We start from the raw sequence: 15955 nt of genomic DNA, 5'->3' as shown, positions 1-15955 counted from the left end.
AAAATGGCCGATTTTAGACAGCAGCGCCCGTCGCGCTTACTATCCCTGGCAGGTCTTTATAAGAGCGCACATCATGACGGTTGATTGGGTCTGCAAACATCACGACGACTTGGGCAAGGAACAGCTGTACGCCATCCTGCGCCTGCGCAGCGAAGTCTTCGTCGTCGAACAAAAATGCGTCTACCAGGACATAGATAGCCAGGACCTGGCGGGTGACACTCACCACCTCATGGCCTGGCAAGATGATGAGCTGGTGGCCTACCTGCGGTTACTCGACCCGGAGTCCCAGGGCGGCGATGTGGTGATCGGCCGCGTTATCGTAGCAAAGGTGGCACGGGGCAGCGGGCTGGGGCATCAGATGATGGATGAGGCGCTCAAGCGCGTAGAGGATATCTGGCCGCAAACGCCGGTTTACCTGTCGGCCCAAGCGCATTTGCAGGGGTATTACGGGCGGTATGGGTTTGTGGTGGCGGGCGAGGAATACCTGGAAGACGATATTCCACATATCGGTATGCGGCGGGCTTGAGGGCCTCATCGGGGGCAAGCCCCCGATGGCGCCAGACCAGTCCCCCCTGCCTCAGGGATAACCCAGCACTTGCTTGATCGCCGCAAGATTGGCCTCGATCCACCGCCGATCAATCGCGCCCCAATCACGAATTCGATAATTCCCCGCGTGGTTGCGCGCTCCCTCTTGCTGCTCAAACTCGCAGACGATATCCAGGTCCGCCAACGCCGCAATCGTGTCCTGGGCCGTACGCCGAGGCATGCCAGTGGCTTCGGTGAGCGCCGGCACGCTGCTGGCCAACTGGCTGTCGATCAGGTACGCCACGTACAGGCGCCGGTAGAAACTGCTTTTGGTCTTGCTCACATCCATGGTCAGTCGCCTTGTGCTCAGGGTTTGCCTTGCAGGTCTCGCCATGTGAGGTAGACCCGCAGGTCGAACTCCACTTGATGGTAGTCCGGCATCATGTATTGGCAGAGTTTGTAGAACGCCTTGTTGTGGTCCGATTCCTTGAAGTGGGCCAGTTCGTGCACCACGATCATGCGCAGAAACTGCGGCGCCGCCTCCTTGAACAGCGAAGCGATGCGAATCTCCTTCTTGGATTTGAGATTACCGCCCTGCACCCGCGAAATCGTAGTGTGCAAACCCAAGGCGCGATGAGTCAGGTCCAGCCGGTTATCGAACAGCACTTTATCGATAGAGGGTGCGTTGCGCAGGTGCTCCTGCTTCAAGGCCAGGGCATAGGCGTACAGGGCCTTGTCGCTCTGCACGGCGTGGCGTTCGGGGTAACGCTGTTCCAGGTAGGCGCCCAACTGGTCTTTGGCAATCAGCTGGCGCACTTGCTCCTGGAGCGCAGCGGGATAGGCCTGGAGGTATTTCAACGCGGTCATGGGGTCTGCAACGCAATTCGGACGGGCGCCAGTGTAGCAAATTCAAGGCAAACGCGGGTACGACCAACCAGCAACGTCCTCGGCCATCAATGGCGCCGCCGCCCACGGCCCCTGAATGTGCGTGCAACCATTGGCTTTGAGCCACTGGATTTGCTCAAGGGTCTGCACCCCCTCGGCAATCACCAGCACATCAAAATGCCCACACAACTGGATGATGCTGCGTGCCATCGCCGCATCCCGCGTCGAACCGGGCAGACGCGCCACCAGTTGCGGGTCAAGCTTGAGGGTATCGAACTGCAAGTCCCGCAAATGGGCCAATGAACAGTGACCTGAACCAAAGTCATCCAGGGCAATACGCACCCCAATCCGGCGCAATAGCTGCAGCTGTTTGGTCGACTCCTCCAGGTTACTCATCAGGCAGTTCTCGCCGATTTCCACCTCCAGTTGCCGCCCCTGCAGCCCATATCGCTCCAGGATCTGCTGCAGTTGGCTGGCCAGGTTGGGCATATTGAACTGGCTGCTGCTCAGGCTCACGCTCAGCACCAGCTCAGGGTCGAAGACGCCCTGCCAGGCTTGGCGCTGGGCAGCGACTTGCTGGTAGATCCAGGCGCTCAACTGGCTGATCAACCGCGCCTCTTCCAGCAGCGGCAAGAACAGACCCGGCGGTACATCGCCGACGCTTGGATGCTGCCAGCGCAACAACGCTTCGACACCGCGCAAACGTCCATCCACAACACAAACCTGGGGCTGGTACACCAGAGTGAAATCCTTGTTTTGAATGGCGGTGCGCACGCTGTCTTCAAGCATCAGCCGCGAACGGGCACGGCCGTTCATTTCCTGGTCGTAATAACGATACTGCTGACGGCCGGCCCGCTTGGCTTCGTACATCGCAATGTCCGCCGCTCGTAACAGACCATTCAGGTCCGAGCCACAATCCGGGAACGTCGCGATCCCGATACTGACCCCGAGCATCACCTCCAAACCGTCGACCTGCTGGCACACAGAGACTCGCTCGATGAGCTTTTCCGCGATCTTCGCCGCCTGTTCGGGAAATTCCAACTCAAGCAACGCGGTGAACTCGTCCCCGCCCATGCGCCCGAGAATGTCGTAGGAGCGCAGACAGGCTTGCATCTGTTCCGACACCCAGCGCAGCACCCGGTCGCCAGCGTCGTGGCCCAGCGTATCGTTGACCCGCTTGAAGCCATCCAAGTCCAGGTACAGCAAGACCAGCGCCTGCTCGTTGCGTTCGTTGCGCAACAAGGTGCTCTCTACCGCCTGATGGAATCCACGACGATTGAGCAGCCCGGTCAACGGGTCGGTCACGGCCTGGAATTCCAGTTGCTGATGAAGATGGCGCACTTCGGACATGTCCAGCACCGTCACGACCATGGCCTTCTGCTCGGCGGGCAACGGCGCACAGGACAATGCCACCGGCACCTGCTGGCCGCGCCCGGTGCGCAAAATGGCGTCATGCTGGCGCCATGTCTCACCTCTGCGATACGCCTCGTACATCGGGAAGCCCAACCAGGCGGGCACATGGGGTTTTTGCAGGAAACTCAGGAAACTCTCGCCCTGCAGCTCAGCCATCGTGGCGTTCAGCAAACGCGAGATAGCCGGGTTGGCGTACTCGATCACACTGCCTTCGCCCACCACCAGGATGCCCTCGGCAGCGTTATCCAGTATCGAGGCATTAAAGGCCCTGGCCAGCTCCAGGTCATGGCTCAGGCACTGCAAGGCACGGCGGTTGCGCTGATGCTCAAGCAACGCCTGCACCTTGGGCTTGAGGATATGCGGGTCAAACGGTTTGAACAGGTAGTCGATCGCTCCGCTGGCATAGCCTTCAAGCACCGCCGCGGGGGACTGGGCAGTGGCCGTCAGGAAGATAATTGGCGTCATGCGTGTGCGTTGGTTGCCACGCATCAGGCGCGCCACCTCAAAGCCGTCCATACCGGGCATGCGCACGTCCAGCAGCACCAGGTCGACATCGTGGGCCAGCAGCAACTCCAAGGCTTCCAGGCCGGACGTGGCGGTGATCACCTGCCAGTCTTCACGTTGCAACAGCGCACGCATGCTGACGAGGTTTTCCGGGTAGTCATCGACCACCAGAAGAACCGAACTTGCATCGCCGGGTTGTGGAGCGCCATCCATGCTACGTCTCTTCCTTAGGGAGCTGCACCGGTCACTTCTGATACAAAGGCCGGATAAACACTGAGGGCTCACTCTAGCCCCGGTTCCAAAAAAGCAGAAGTGACGCGAATGCCCTCATTGCACCAAAGCCAAGGTAGCCGACTAACGGTAAGGCCCTGTAGCCCGCGATTCATGGGCAACATGGCTTTTTGGCATTCCTCTGACGCCAATAAATTGCCAGCAATTGTTTAACAATCGTACGAGCAGCGCCTATAAAGAACCGGTAAGGCCTGCGGGCCAACGCTTTCACCCTCTGTAAAAGGCCAACACCATGATCGACCTTTCCACCTGGAACCTCAGCATTCCGGTCGGCTCCCCGCCCACGACCATCGACACCCCGAGGCTACTGAGCGGCTTCAACGATCAATACTTCCAGGCCGAAGGCAGCGACGTGCAGTTCTGGACCCCCGTTACCGGCACCCGCACCGAAAACGCCATCTACCCGCGTAGCGAACTGCGCGAAACCTACGCCGACGGCCGCCTGCGCAACTGGACCTACCCCGAGGCCGACAACTTTCTGCGCGCCACCCTGGCGGTCAATCAGGTGCCCTCGTCCGGCAAAATCGTGATCGGCCAGATCCACGCCTATGACAGCCAAAAGCCGCTGATTAAGCTGGAGTACCAGTTCAAGGAAAAAACCCAGACCGGCAATATCGTCGCCAAGGTGCGCATGCGCCCGGATGAAGCCGAAAGCCGGGTGATAATCGTCGCCTCCAATGTGCCGCTGGAGAAGAGCTTCACCTACGTGATCAACCTGAACAAAGCCGGGCTGCTCAGCGTGTATGCCGCCGACAGTGAGTGGAATGAACGCATCGGCGCGGCCTGGGGCGACAAGCCGTTGTACTTCAAGGCGGGGGTGTATGTGCAGGACAACAGTGGGGACAGCCAGGAGGGGGCACGGGTGACGTTTGCGAAGTTGGATATTGATCACGAGTAAATGGATTGGCCTATTTCGAGTAGGCAACGTCCGATAAGCACAAGGATCATTCCAGATCCCCTGTGGGAGAGGGCTTGCCCCCTCCCACACTTGCCCTGTGTGGCCTGAGGGCCTGAGGTTCGTCCTACAGGGCCGTCGCGGCCAGTTAAGCCGGCCACTGGCTGAACAGCGATAGGGTTTCGCAGCCATACAGCGTTAAACCGCACCCTTCAAAACAGTCCCGGTATATTAGAAATAACCTCAGCTTTTAATACCCTTCGGCATTGCTCGCTTGCGACCAATGGTCACTTAGATTACCTAAGTCCTGCTCGCTCAGCGCATCAACTCGAAACGGTATAAAAAACTGTCAACTTTGACAGGTGATCTCTATTGTCGGGCCCGCTAATTTAAACGCTCCCACACTTGAAGTTTCACCATAAGGAGCGCAGCTATGACAATGCCTAATCCAATGGGAACCTATGCAGGAGTTAGAGCCGGCAACGCCAATCAGAATTTTTACTTGACCATTACGGCAGCCAATAGCAGTACTGGCGAAATAAAGGCAGACTATCACGATGGCATCAGAGCCAACCCGCTCATTGGCAAATACAGTTTTGCGAATGCTGAACATGGAGGTCAAGCCAGCTTCGAGTTATCCAGCGCGCCCGGAAGCGCAGCAAATTATGCATTTTCACTGGTTTCAAATGCAGTAACCGTCTCTCAACCGTTCGACACGTTAAGCGGAAACTATTGGCTGAACGGCGGAAGCCATCGCATAGACTTGAAAAAGACTTATTAGAGCACTACCGATAATAAAAAAGCCCGCATCACTGCGGGCTTCTCTTCAACGCCTAAGGCTCAATTCACCTTAGCGTTCAACTCACCTTTCAAATACCGCTGGTACATCGCTTCCAACGAAATCGGCTTGATCTTCGACGCATTACCCGCAGTACCAAACGCTTCGTAGCGAGCAATACACACATCGCGCATCGCCGTCACAGTAGCACCGAAGAATTTACGTGGGTCAAATTCGCTCGGGTTAGTCGCCATCAGGCGGCGCATTGCACCCGTCGAGGCCAGACGCAAGTCAGTATCGATGTTGACCTTACGCACGCCGTACTTGATGCCTTCGACGATTTCTTCAACCGGTACGCCGTAGGTTTCTTTGATGTCGCCGCCGTATTGGTTGATGATCGCCAGCCACTCTTGCGGTACCGAGGAAGAACCGTGCATCACCAGGTGGGTGTTGGGGATGCGCTTATGGATTTCCTTGATGCGGTCGATGGCCAGCACGTCGCCGGTAGGCGGCTTGGTGAACTTGTAGGCGCCGTGGCTGGTGCCGATGGCGATGGCCAGGGCGTCGACCTGGGTCTTCTTGACGAAGTCGGCCGCTTCTTCCGGGTCGGTCAGCATCTGGCTGTGATCCAGCACGCCTTCGGCGCCGATGCCGTCTTCTTCACCGGCCATGCCGGTTTCCAACGAACCCAGGCAACCCAGCTCACCTTCAACCGATACGCCGCAGGCGTGAGCCATGGCGACGGTTTGTTGGGTCACGCGCACGTTGTACTCGTAGTCGGTCGGGGTCTTGCCGTCTTCGCCGAGGGAGCCGTCCATCATCACCGAGCTGAAACCCAGCTGGATGGAGCGCTGGCACACGTCAGGGCTGGTGCCGTGGTCCTGGTGCATGCACACCGGGATATGCGGGAATTCTTCGATGGCGGCGAGGATCAGGTGACGCAGGAACGGGGCGCCGGCATATTTGCGCGCACCGGCCGAAGCCTGGACGATCACTGGGGAGTCGGTCTTGTCAGCGGCTTCCATGATGGCGCGCATCTGCTCAAGGTTGTTGACGTTAAAGGCTGGGACGCCGTAGCCGAACTCGGCTGCGTGGTCCAGCATTTGACGCATGCTGATAAGTGCCATTGTGTTGTCTCTCCCGGTCGAGGGTCGTTAATCGTGCAAGCCTGCCGTAGCGGCGGCTGCTATTCAAGTTATTGCAGATCAAGGGGTTGAACCTTGTGCTGCTGAATCGTTATTGCAGTAACCGGCTCTCACTTTGGAACCGGATTTACTGTGGGAGGGGGCTTGCTCCCGATTGCAGTGTGTCAGCCAGCACATGGGTGTCCGGCAGACCGCTATCGGGGGCAAGCCCCCTCCCACATTTGGATCTCATTACAGTCAAAATTTCACTGAGCTTTGCAACCGCGCCCGATCAAATCATCGGTGGCCACCCAGTAAACCAGGCCTTCCTCACCTTTGGTGTGAAACGCCAACTGGCCGTCGCTGTACAACACGCCCGAGGCGGAAACCTCCTGCTTGAGACGGTAAACCTGGTCCGAACCACCGAGGCGTACATCCACCTCGCTACGGGCCTGGTTGGCAAAGCGCCAGTTGACCTCGGCCTTGCTGTCGCAGGTCCAGGTGGTCCACTTATCGGCAGGCTCTGCCTTGTTAAACATGTTCATGCTGCTGCAGCCAGCCAACAGGGCCAGGGCTGCCAGGGCGAAAACGCCTTTCATTGCCAATCCTCGAACGGCGACCCCGGAAGGCCGCCTTTGCTGTCGGTTAGTGGATCAGACCCGTCATGGGCAACCCTGTTCCTGACCGTTGGGCGCGGAATCGTATTTCTCCAGCCGTTCGTTGCCGATGCGCTTGTTGATCACCGGCATGGTCTCGGCTTGCCAGTCAGCCTGGTAACAGCTTTTTTTCAGCGGCGCCTTGGCGTTATCCGCCTCGGGCGCCGCACTTGGCGTGCTGCCGCAGCCGGCCAGCAGGCCTGCTGCGATTACCAGTGCCAACGACTTGATCATGGGAACACTCCTTTTCCTGATCACGCGAGCCTTAGCCCTTGGCTCGGGTTTCCAGCACTTCCACGGCTGGCAGCACCTTGCCCTCGACGAACTCGAGGAACGCGCCGCCACCGGTAGAAATGTAGGAGATCTGATCAGCAACGCCGTATTTATCGATGGCCGCCAGAGTGTCACCACCGCCGGCAATGGAGAAAGCCGAGCTTTCAGCGATCGCCTTGGCCAGTACCTTTGTGCCGTTGCCGAACTGGTCGAACTCGAACACGCCCACCGGACCATTCCACAGGATAGTCTGGGATGCCTTGAGCAGTTCGGCGAAGTTGGCCGCAGTTTGCGGGCCGATATCCAGGATCATGTCGTCAGCGGCCACGTCAGCGATGAGCTTGACGGTGGCTTCGGCGCTTTCAGCGAACTCTTTGGCTACGACCACGTCCACCGGCAATGGCACGCTGACTTTGGCGGCGATGGCGCGGGCGGTATCCAACAGATCCGGCTCGTACAGGGACTTGCCCACCGGATGGCCGGCTGCGGCCAGGAAGGTGTTGGCGATGCCGCCGCCGACGATCAACTGGTTGCAGATCTGGCTGAGGCTATTGAGTACATCCAGCTTGGTGGAGACCTTGGAGCCGGCGACGATGGCGGCCATCGGCTGGGCCGGAGCGCCCAAGGCCTTGCCCAATGCATCCAGTTCAGCGGCCAGCAGCGGGCCGGCAGCGGCAACCTTGGCGAACTTGGCCACGCCGTGGGTCGAACCTTCGGCGCGGTGTGCAGTGCCGAAAGCGTCCATCACAAACACGTCACACAGCGCCGCGTATTGCTGGGCCAGTTCGTCGCTGTTCTTCTTCTCGCCCTTGTTGAAGCGCACGTTTTCGAACAGCACGATATCGCCAGGCTTAACATCAACACCACCCAGGTAGTCAGCCACCAACGGCACGTCACGGCCCAGGGCCTTGCTCAGGTATTCAGCTACCGGCTTGAGGCTGTTTTCGGCAGAAAACTCACCTTCGGTCGGGCGACCCAAGTGGGAGCAGACCATCACCGCTGCGCCTTTTTCCAGGGCCAGCTTGATGGTCGGCAGCGAGGCCAGGATTCGCGCATCGCTGGTGACAACACCGTCCTTGACTGGGACGTTGAGGTCTTCGCGGATCAGTACGCGTTTACCTTGCAGATCGAGGTCGGTCATCTTCAACACGGTCATGGGTCGCAGTTCCTGAATTACTGTTGAGGTTGTTTAGAGGCGATGTGCAGATAATGTTCCGCAACATCCAGCATTCGGTTGGCAAAGCCCCATTCGTTGTCGAACCAGGCCAGGATGTTCACCAGCCTCGGGCCGGAAACGCGAGTCTGGCTGGCATCGACAATCGCCGAATGCGGGTCATGGTTGAAATCGCAACTGGCGTGGGGCAACTCGGTGTAGGCCAGCAGGCCTTTGAGCGGGCCGCTGGTGGCGGCCTCGCGCAGGATCCGGTTGACCTCCGTCGCATCGGTGTCGCTGACGGTTTGCATGGTGATATCCAGGCAAGACACATTCACCGTCGGCACCCGTACGGCTTTGGCCTGGATTCGCCCGGCAAGTTCCGGCAACAGTCGCTCGATGCCGCGAGCTAAACCTGTGGACACCGGAATCACCGACTGGAACGCCGAACGCGTACGGCGCAGGTCTTCGTGGTGATAAGCGTCAATCACCGGCTGGTCGTTCATTGCCGAGTGAATCGTGGTGATCGACACGTAATCCACACCGATCGCCTGATCCAGCAAGCGCAACAGCGGCACGCTGCAGTTGGTGGTACACGAAGCGTTGGACACCAGCAGCTCATCGCCAGTCAGGCAATCCTGGTTGATGCCGTAGACGATGGTGGCGTCCACATCCGCCTCGCTGGCCATCGGCTGGGAAAACAGCACACGCGGCGCACCGGCATCGAGAAAACGCTGGCCATCGGCACGGGTGTGATAGGCACCGGAGCATTCCAACACCAGGTCGACGCCCAGCGCCGCCCAGTCGATGCCCTCGGGGGTGGCACTGCGCAACACTTTCACGCAGTCGCCATTGATATGCAGACAATCGCCGTCGACCCGCACTTCGCCGGGAAAGCGGCCGTGGGTGGAGTCAAAGCGTGTCAGGTATTCGATGCTGGCCATATCGGCCAGATCGTTGATCGCGACAATTTCAAACCCGGCCGCCGTCCCTCGCTCGAACAGCGCACGCAAGACGCAACGACCAATGCGGCCGTAGCCGTTGAGTGCAACTTTGTAAGGACGCGGTTGGGGCATGGGGTTCTCGATCAAGGTTAGTTCGGTGCCGAATGCACTATCGCTATCGCGGGCAAGCCCGCTCCCACATTAGATCGCGATCCAAATGTGGGAGCGGGCTTGCCCGCGATAGCGCCAGTGCAGACAACGCAGACTGACTTAGTCTTCCAGCAGCTCTTCAGCCTGACCCAGGATATTTTCCAGGGTGAAACCAAACTCTTCGAACAACGCTGGTGCCGGCGCCGACTCACCGTAGGTGGTCATGCCGATCACGCGGCCTTCCAGGCCCACGTACTTGTACCAGTAGTCGGCGTGGGCCGCTTCGATGGCGATACGCGCGCTGACCTGCAAAGGCAACACCGACTGCTTGTAGCCGGCGTCCTGGGCTTCGAACACGCTGGTGCACGGCATGGACACGACGCGTACGTTGCGGCCCTGGGCGGTCAGCTTGTCGTAGGCCTGGACGGTCAGGCCCACTTCCGAACCGGTGGAGATCAGGATCAGCTCCGGCTCGCCGATGCAGTCCTTGAGCACATAACCACCACGGCTGATGTCGGCGATCTGCGCGTCGGTACGTACCTGGTGTTGCAGGTTCTGGCGCGAGAAGATCAGCGCCGAAGGGCCGTCCTTGCGCTCGATGGCGTGCTTCCAGGCCACGGCCGATTCAACCGCGTCGGCTGGGCGCCAGCAATCCAGGTTCGGCGTGGTACGCAGGCTGGTCAGTTGCTCGACCGGCTGGTGCGTCGGGCCATCTTCGCCCAGGCCGATGGAGTCGTGGGTGTACACATGGATCACGCGCTTCTTCATCAGTGCGGCCATGCGCACGGCGTTACGGGCGTATTCCATGAACATCAGGAAGGTCGCGCCGTATGGCACCAGGCCGCCGTGCAGGGACACGCCGTTCATGATGGCGCTCATGCCGAACTCGCGCACGCCGTAGTACATGTAGTTGCCGCTGGCATCTTCTGCCGAGACACCTTTGCAGCCTTTCCACAGGGTCAGGTTGGAACCGGCCAGGTCGGCCGAGCCGCCGAGAATCTCAGGCAGCAGCGGGCCAAACGCGTTCAGGGTGTTCTGGCTGGCTTTACGGCTGGCGATGGTCTCGCCCTTGGCCGCGACTTCGGCGATGTAGGCCGAGGCTTTTGCCGAGAAGTCGGCAGGCAGGTCACCGGCCAGACGGCGTACCAGCTCGTTAGCCAGTTCCGGGAATTCGGCGGAGTAGGCAGCGAAACGCTGGTCCCATTCGGCTTCGGTGGCCAGGCCTTTTTCCTTGGCATCCCATTCGGCGTAGATGTCGGCCGGGATTTCAAACGGGCCGTGGTTCCACTTCAGCGCTTCGCGGGTCAGGGCGATTTCCGCGTCACCCAGTGGGGCGCCGTGGCAGTCTTCTTTACCTTGCTTGTTCGGCGAGCCGAAGCCGATAGTGGTCTTGCAGCAGATCAGGGTCGGCTGTGCGCTCTTGCGCGCGGTGTCGATGGCGATCTTGATTTCTTCAGGATCGTGGCCGTCGACGTTGCGAATCACCTGCCAGTTGTAGGCTTCGAAACGCTTGGGGGTGTCGTCGGTGAACCAGCCTTCGACCTCACCGTCGATGGAGATGCCGTTGTCATCGTAGAAGGCGATCAGCTTGCCCAGGCCGAGAGTGCCAGCCAGGGACGCGACTTCATGGGAAATGCCTTCCATCATGCAGCCATCACCCAGGAACACGTAGGTGTGGTGGTCGACGATGTCGTGGCCAGGGCGGTTGAACTGCGCGCCCAGGACTTTTTCCGCCAGCGCAAAGCCTACGGCGTTGGCCAGGCCTTGGCCCAGGGGACCGGTGGTGGTCTCAACGCCTGGGGTGTAGCCGAATTCCGGGTGGCCCGGGGTGCGGCTGTGCAGCTGGCGGAAGCTCTTGAGGTCGTCGATGGTGACGTCGTAGCCAGTCAGGTGCAGCAGCGAGTAGATCAGCATCGAGCCGTGGCCGTTGGACAGCACGAAGCGGTCACGGTCGGCGAACGACGGGTTGCTCGGGTTGTGTTTCAGGTAGTCACGCCAAAGTACCTCGGCGATATCCGCCATGCCCATCGGGGCACCGGGATGGCCGCTGTTGGCTTTTTGCACGGCATCCATGCTGAGGGCACGAATGGCGTTGGCACGCTCACGACGGCTGGGCATCGCTGATCTCCTGGAGTTTGCTTAAAAGAAACGGAAAAAAGGACCGGCATTTTCCCTCAGCCACCGCCTGCGGGCAATGACAGATAGTCACTTGAAGAGCTTTTTCCCGAGGTTTCTACAGTTATCCCTTGCAGAACCCTGCCACAGGTTCGTCTAAGGGTTATAGCGGTGGCTTATAACCGCCACTTATCGATCAATATCAAAACTTTTTGATATTGGCCTTGCGGGGATCCCAACCCGTCACTAGACTGCTGGCCTTATGAACCTACCCGTGCCCTCCCTGCGTCCTGACGATGGCGATGAGCTTGCAACCTTGTGCAAGGCCGCTGGCGATCCGTTGCGCTTGAACGTATTGCGTGCACTGGCCAACGATTCTTTCGGGGTATTGGAACTGGCGCAGATCTTCGCCATCGGCCAGTCCGGCATGAGCCACCATTTGAAGGTGCTGGCCCAGGCCGACCTGGTGGCCACCCGCCGCGAAGGCAATGCGATCTTTTACCGCCGCGCCCTGCCCCATACCGAACAGCTGGGCGGCAAATTGCATGCGGCGCTGCTTGAGGAAGTGGACAACCTGGGCCTGCCAAGCGATGTGCAATCGCGGATCGGCCAGGTGCACGGGCAACGCGCCGCCGCCAGCCAGGATTTTTTTTCCCGGGTTGCCGACAAGTTTCGCGCCCAGCAGGACCTGATCGCCGGGCTGGCCCAGTACCGCGAAAGCGTGCTGGCGCTATTGGACAAGCTGAGCTTCAGTGATAAGGCCACGGCCCTGGAAGTCGGCCCTGGCGACGGCGGTTTCCTGCCGGAACTGGCGCGCCGCTTTGTGCAGGTCACGGCGCTGGACAACAGCCCGGCGATGCTGGAGCTGGCGCGCCAGCTCTGTGAGCGCGAAGCCTTGGGCAATGTGCGCCTGCAGTTGGCCGACGCCCTGGGTGACACCGGCCTGCGGGCCGATTGCGTGGTGCTGAACATGGTCTTGCACCATTTCGCCGCACCGGCCGATGCCCTCAAGCAAATGGCCGGGTTGCTGCACCCCGGTGGTAGCCTGCTGGTGACGGATTTATGCAGCCACAACCAGAATTGGGCCAAGGAGGCCTGCGGTGATCTCTGGCTGGGTTTTGAACAGGACGATCTGGCCCGTTGGGCCACCGCTGCGGGACTCGTTCCCGGGGAAAGCCTCTATGTAGGTTTACGTAATGGTTTCCAGATTCAGGTCCGCCATTTTCAGCGGCCGGCTGGCGACACTCACCATCGGTAAATATCAGGAAAACATCGAGATGAGCGAATACTCCCTTTTCACCTCCGAGTCCGTGTCTGAAGGGCATCCGGACAAAATCGCCGACCAGATCTCTGACGCGGTGCTGGACGCTATCATCGCTGAAGACAAGTTCGCCCGCGTGGCGTGCGAGACGCTGGTGAAAACGGGCGTGGCGATCATCGCCGGTGAAGTCACCACCACGGCCTGGGTCGACCTCGAGCAGATCGTTCGTGATGTGATCACCGATATTGGCTACAACAGCTCCGACGTCGGCTTCGATGGCGCGACCTGCGGCGTGATGAACATCATCGGCAAGCAGTCGCCCGACATCAACCAGGGCGTTGACCGGGCCAAGCCTGAAGACCAGGGCGCCGGCGACCAGGGCCTGATGTTCGGCTACGCCAGCAACGAGACCGACGTACTGATGCCTGCGCCGATCACCTTCTCCCACCAGTTGGTGCAACGTCAGGCCGAGGCACGTAAATCCGGATTGTTGCCATGGCTGCGCCCGGACGCCAAGTCCCAGGTGACCTGCCGCTACGAAGGCGGCAAGGTCGTAGGGATCGACGCCGTTGTACTATCGACCCAGCACAACCCGGACGTGTCCTACACCGACCTGCGTGAAGGCGTGATGGAGCTGATCGTCAAGCACGTGTTGCCTGCCGAGTTGCTGACCAAGGACACCCAGTTCCACATTAACCCGACCGGCCAGTTCATCATCGGCGGCCCGGTGGGCGACTGCGGCCTGACCGGGCGCAAGATCATCGTCGACAGCTACGGCGGCATGGCCCGTCACGGCGGCGGTGCGTTCTCCGGCAAGGATCCCTCTAAGGTTGACCGTTCGGCGGCTTACGCCGGTCGTTATGTGGCCAAGAACATCGTGGCTGCCGGCCTGGCCGAGCGCTGCGAAATCCAGGTTTCCTATGCCATTGGCGTGGCCCAGCCGACGTCGATCTCGCTGAATACCTTCGGCACCGGCAAGATCAGCGATGACAAGATCGTCAAGCTGGTGCGTGAGATCTTCGACCTGCGCCCCTACGCGATCACCACCATGCTTGACCTGCTGCATCCGATGTACCAGGAAACCGCAGCCTACGGTCACTTCGGTCGTACCCCCGCGCAGAAGACTGTTGGCGACGACACCTTCAGCACCTTCACCTGGGAAAAAACCGACCGCGCCAACGACCTGCGCACTGCCGCCGGCCTGTAAGCGTTCGCGCTACAGACAGAAACACCCGGTAAAAAGCCCCGTGCAATCGGGGCTTTTTTGTGGGCGCTTGAATGACTTAGGCTGGGCACCCTTTTCGAGCAAGGATGCTCATGATGCATAGGTTCATGGCTTTTTTTCTCAGTGTTCTTTCCAGCTGGGCGTGGGCAGAAACGTGCCCCGATGACGTTCGCACGCAACTCGATACCCTGGCCAGGCAGGTCAGCCAGTGGGACGACAGTTACCACCGCCAGGGCCAATCCTCCATCAGTGACGAACTCTACGACCAGGCCCGCCAGCGCCTGGCGCATTGGCGCGAATGCACCCTCCAGCCTACGCCGGAAGCTGATAACCCGCTGGCCAGTTCACGCGGCACATTACCTCATCCGGTCGCGCACACCGGCCTGGACAAGCTGCTGGACGAGTCGGCAGTCAGTGACTGGCTCAGCACCCGTCACGATGTATGGGTCCAGCCCAAGGTCGACGGCGTCGCGGTGACGCTGGTGTATCGACAGGGTCGCTTGCACCAGCTCATCAGCCGGGGCGATGGCCTGCTGGGGCACGACTGGTCGGCCTCCGGGCGCAGGATCCCGGGCATCGTGCAACAGCTGCCAGACGCGGTGGATGTGGTGTTGCAAGGCGAACTTTACTGGCGCCTGAGCCACCACGTGCAATCGATGAAAGGTGGGCTCAGTGCACGCAGCAAAGTGGCTGGCCTGATGAACCGTCGACAGTTGAGCGATGCCGAGGCAGCAGGGATCGGCTTATTCGTCTGGGCCTGGCCCGATGGGCCGAGCGATTTCAACGAACGCCTGGCCACCTTGGCGCACTGGGGCTTTACCGACAGCCAGCGTTACAGCCACCCTATCGAGAACATCAGCAAAGCTGCGCATTGGCGCACGCATTGGTACAACGCGCCACTGCCCTTCGCCAGCGATGGGGTGGTACTGCACCAGGCCGTGCGGGCGCCCGCCGAACGCTGGCAGGCCAGCGCCCCCTATTGGGCGGTGGCCTGGAAGTATCCGGCCGTGAAAGCCCTGGCGCTGGTGCGCAACGTCGAGTTTCGGGTCGGTCGTACCGGGCGCATTACCCCCATCCTCGAGCTGGAACCCGTGCGCCTGGATGATCGACAGATCAGCCGGGTCAGCGCCAGCTCATTGAAACGCTGGAAAACCCTGGACATCCGTCCCGGCGACCAAGTGTCCATCAGCCTGGCGGGCCAGGTGATTCCCCGACTGGATGAGGTGGTCCTGCGCAACGCCACAAGGGTGGATGTGCAGGTCCCCGATACCCGGGCCTTTCATGCCCTGAGCTGCTGGCAACTGGCCCCCGGCTGCGAGGATCAATTGCTCGCCCGCCTGACCTGGTTGAGCGGCAAACAGGGCCTGGCCTTGCCACATATGGGCCGTGAAACCTGGAACATATTGATCCAGGCGGGTCTAATCGCAGGCTTTCTCGATTGGTTAACCCTGGATGCGGCCCAGCTTGCTACCATTGAGGGCTTCGGTGATCGCACCCGTGCGCGGGTGCTCGACAATATTCAAAGCGCCCGGCAACGCCCTTTTTCAGACTGGCTCAAGGCCTTGGGCGTACCGCCTGCGGCGCGCAACAACCTGGAAGGCGACTGGCAGACACTGGTCGCCAAAGACACCCAAGCCTGGCTGGCCTCAGACGGCATCGGCCCGGGACGTGCGGCGCAACTCAGCGCTTTTTTTCGCGACCCGCAGGTACAAGCCTTGGCTGAAACACTACGCGGGGCCGGGATAGATGGGTTTTGAACGCCG

At 60.1% G+C, this 15955-nt stretch carries 15 protein-coding genes; 6 read left to right on the top strand and 9 right to left on the bottom strand.

Annotated features, from left to right (window positions below):
• Window positions 1-73 precede the first annotated feature (73 nt).
• On the top strand, window positions 74-526 hold the full coding sequence (locus NMB39_RS02135) for a GNAT family N-acetyltransferase (protein WP_057022879.1): 453 nt from the start codon (window positions 74-76) through the stop codon (window positions 524-526).
• A 51-nt stretch (window positions 527-577) separates the two neighbouring features.
• On the opposite strand, the gene NMB39_RS02130 is transcribed toward NMB39_RS02135, so the two are convergent.
• The 3 genes from NMB39_RS02130 to NMB39_RS02120 are packed head-to-tail and all read right to left on the bottom strand — an operon-like array spanning window position 578 to window position 3540.
• A complete protein-coding gene (locus NMB39_RS02130; protein ID WP_057022878.1) occupies window positions 578-874 on the bottom strand; it encodes a winged helix-turn-helix domain-containing protein in 297 nt (98 codons plus the stop codon).
• Between the two features lie 17 nt (window positions 875-891).
• Window positions 892-1392 (bottom strand): M48 metallopeptidase family protein, encoded by a 501-nt coding sequence (locus NMB39_RS02125; protein ID WP_032879017.1) that lies wholly within the window; start codon window positions 1390-1392, stop codon window positions 892-894.
• Window positions 1393-1434: 42 nt separating this feature from the next.
• The gene (locus NMB39_RS02120; protein ID WP_057022877.1) at window positions 1435-3540 is read right to left on the bottom strand and encodes a putative bifunctional diguanylate cyclase/phosphodiesterase; all 2106 of its coding nucleotides are present in this window, start codon (window positions 3538-3540) and stop codon (window positions 1435-1437) included.
• A 310-nt stretch (window positions 3541-3850) separates the two neighbouring features.
• Here NMB39_RS02120 and NMB39_RS02115 point away from each other — a divergent pair, with 310 nt between their 5' ends.
• Together NMB39_RS02115 and NMB39_RS02110 are read left to right on the top strand one after the other, a co-directional pair.
• On the top strand, window positions 3851-4516 hold the full coding sequence (locus tag NMB39_RS02115; protein WP_043046198.1) for a polysaccharide lyase family 7 protein: 666 nt from the start codon (window positions 3851-3853) through the stop codon (window positions 4514-4516).
• A gap of 430 nt (window positions 4517-4946) precedes the next feature.
• Window positions 4947-5294, top strand: a complete 348-nt coding sequence (locus NMB39_RS02110) for a hypothetical protein (protein ID WP_124356341.1) — start codon at window positions 4947-4949, stop codon at window positions 5292-5294.
• A 59-nt stretch (window positions 5295-5353) separates the two neighbouring features.
• On the opposite strand, the gene fba is transcribed toward NMB39_RS02110, so the two are convergent.
• From fba to tkt, 6 genes are all read right to left on the bottom strand, one after another.
• Window positions 5354-6418: a class II fructose-bisphosphate aldolase gene (gene fba / locus NMB39_RS02105; RefSeq protein ID WP_003177554.1), complete on the bottom strand. Its 1065-nt coding sequence runs from the start codon at window positions 6416-6418 to the stop codon at window positions 5354-5356.
• Between the two features lie 263 nt (window positions 6419-6681).
• Complete coding sequence (locus NMB39_RS02100; protein WP_057022876.1) at window positions 6682-7014, bottom strand: MliC family protein; 333 nt, start codon at window positions 7012-7014, stop codon at window positions 6682-6684.
• 63 nt (window positions 7015-7077) lie between these two features.
• The gene (locus tag NMB39_RS02095; protein ID WP_046069886.1) at window positions 7078-7305 is read right to left on the bottom strand and encodes a hypothetical protein; all 228 of its coding nucleotides are present in this window, start codon (window positions 7303-7305) and stop codon (window positions 7078-7080) included.
• Between the two features lie 31 nt (window positions 7306-7336).
• Entirely contained in the window at window positions 7337-8500 is a 1164-nt protein-coding gene (locus NMB39_RS02090) for a phosphoglycerate kinase (protein ID WP_043046203.1), read from the bottom strand.
• Window positions 8501-8517: 17 nt separating this feature from the next.
• Window positions 8518-9573: an erythrose-4-phosphate dehydrogenase gene (gene epd, locus NMB39_RS02085; RefSeq protein WP_057022875.1), complete on the bottom strand. Its 1056-nt coding sequence runs from the start codon at window positions 9571-9573 to the stop codon at window positions 8518-8520.
• Between the two features lie 138 nt (window positions 9574-9711).
• Window positions 9712-11709, bottom strand: coding sequence for a transketolase (gene tkt / locus NMB39_RS02080; RefSeq protein ID WP_005792201.1), 1998 nt, complete (start codon window positions 11707-11709; stop codon window positions 9712-9714).
• Window positions 11710-11968: 259 nt separating this feature from the next.
• On the opposite strand from tkt, the gene NMB39_RS02075 reads away from it, so the two are divergent.
• The 3 genes from NMB39_RS02075 to ligB all read left to right on the top strand — a co-directional run bounded on the left by NMB39_RS02075 (window position 11969) and on the right by ligB (window position 15949).
• Window positions 11969-12964 carry an ArsR/SmtB family transcription factor gene (locus NMB39_RS02075; protein WP_367235695.1) on the top strand — a complete coding sequence of 332 codons (996 nt, stop codon included), beginning with the start codon at window positions 11969-11971 and terminating at the stop codon, window positions 12962-12964.
• A gap of 19 nt (window positions 12965-12983) precedes the next feature.
• Window positions 12984-14174 (top strand): methionine adenosyltransferase, encoded by a 1191-nt coding sequence (gene metK, locus NMB39_RS02070; protein WP_367235693.1) that lies wholly within the window; start codon window positions 12984-12986, stop codon window positions 14172-14174.
• 110 nt (window positions 14175-14284) lie between these two features.
• Window positions 14285-15949, top strand: a complete 1665-nt coding sequence (ligB, locus tag NMB39_RS02065) for an NAD-dependent DNA ligase LigB (protein WP_198719213.1) — start codon at window positions 14285-14287, stop codon at window positions 15947-15949.
• Window positions 15950-15955 lie beyond the last annotated feature (6 nt).

The sequence above is a fragment of the Pseudomonas sp. FBCC-B545 genome, assembly GCF_059134095.1.
The sequence above is the reverse complement of the archived record's forward strand: the minus strand, read 5'-3'. Positions and strand labels throughout refer to the sequence as shown.